The sequence below is a fragment of the Streptomyces sp. adm13(2018) genome (assembly GCF_008042145.1).
Classification (GTDB): Bacteria; Actinomycetota; Actinomycetes; order Streptomycetales; family Streptomycetaceae; genus Streptomyces.
Genome location: NZ_RDBH01000257.1, coordinates 1 through 776, shown reverse-complemented (window position 1 = coordinate 776; position 776 = coordinate 1). Strand labels below are relative to the sequence as shown.

Annotated in this window: 1 protein-coding gene; it reads right to left on the bottom strand. The window is 76.4% G+C overall.

The window, feature by feature from the left end; translation table 11 throughout:
- Window positions 1-776, bottom strand: a 776-nt coding sequence (locus EAO70_RS36260) for an AMP-binding protein (protein ID WP_148007036.1), incomplete at both ends; no start/stop codon positions are given.

The following is a 776-nucleotide window of genomic DNA, read 5'->3' as shown; positions in this document are numbered from 1 at the left end:
GCGGTCGGGGCGGGGCCGGCCGGTTCGTCGACCGCGAGGGCCCGCGTCCCGGTTCCGGCGACGACGGCGGCGCCGGTCTCCTCGTGGCCGGGGCCGGTGAGCAGCCAGGCGGCGGAGGCGTCGGCGAGCAGGGAGGCGTTCCGTTCGTGCGGCGCGCGGGTGTCCAGCGGGAGGTAGGCGGCGGACGCGGCCTGGATGCCGAGAAAGGCGGTGATCGCGGCGGCGCCGCGGTCGGCGAGGACGGCGACGACGGTGTCCCGGCGGGCGCCGTGGGCGCGCAGCCGGGCGGCGAGCCGGTCGACGCGGTCCATGAGCGCGGCGTAGGTGACGTCGCCGTGGTCGTCGGTGACGGCGACGGCCTCGGGGTGCTCGGCGGCGACGGCGCGGACGCGGCCCACGACGTCGTTCATGGTCTCGGGCGCGGCGGTGTCGTTCCAGGTGACGAGGAGGCGGTGGGTCTCCTCGTCCGAGAGGAGCGGGGCGCTGCCGACGCGGGTGTCGGGGGCGGCCGTGGCGGCTTCGGCGAGCCGGGCGAGGCGGGCCAGGACCGCTTCGGCGGTGGTGCGGTCGAAGAGGTCGGTGCGGAACTCCAGGGCGAGGAACAGGCCGGCCTCGTCGCCGTCGGGGCCGCGGTGCTCGCGGACGTTGAACGACAGGTCGAATTTGGCGGTGCCGGTGGGCACGTCGACCAGGCCGAGGGCGAGCCCGTCGACGGCGGGCAGGGACCGTTCCGAGCTGTCCATGGAGATCATGACCTGGAACAGCGGGTGGTGGGA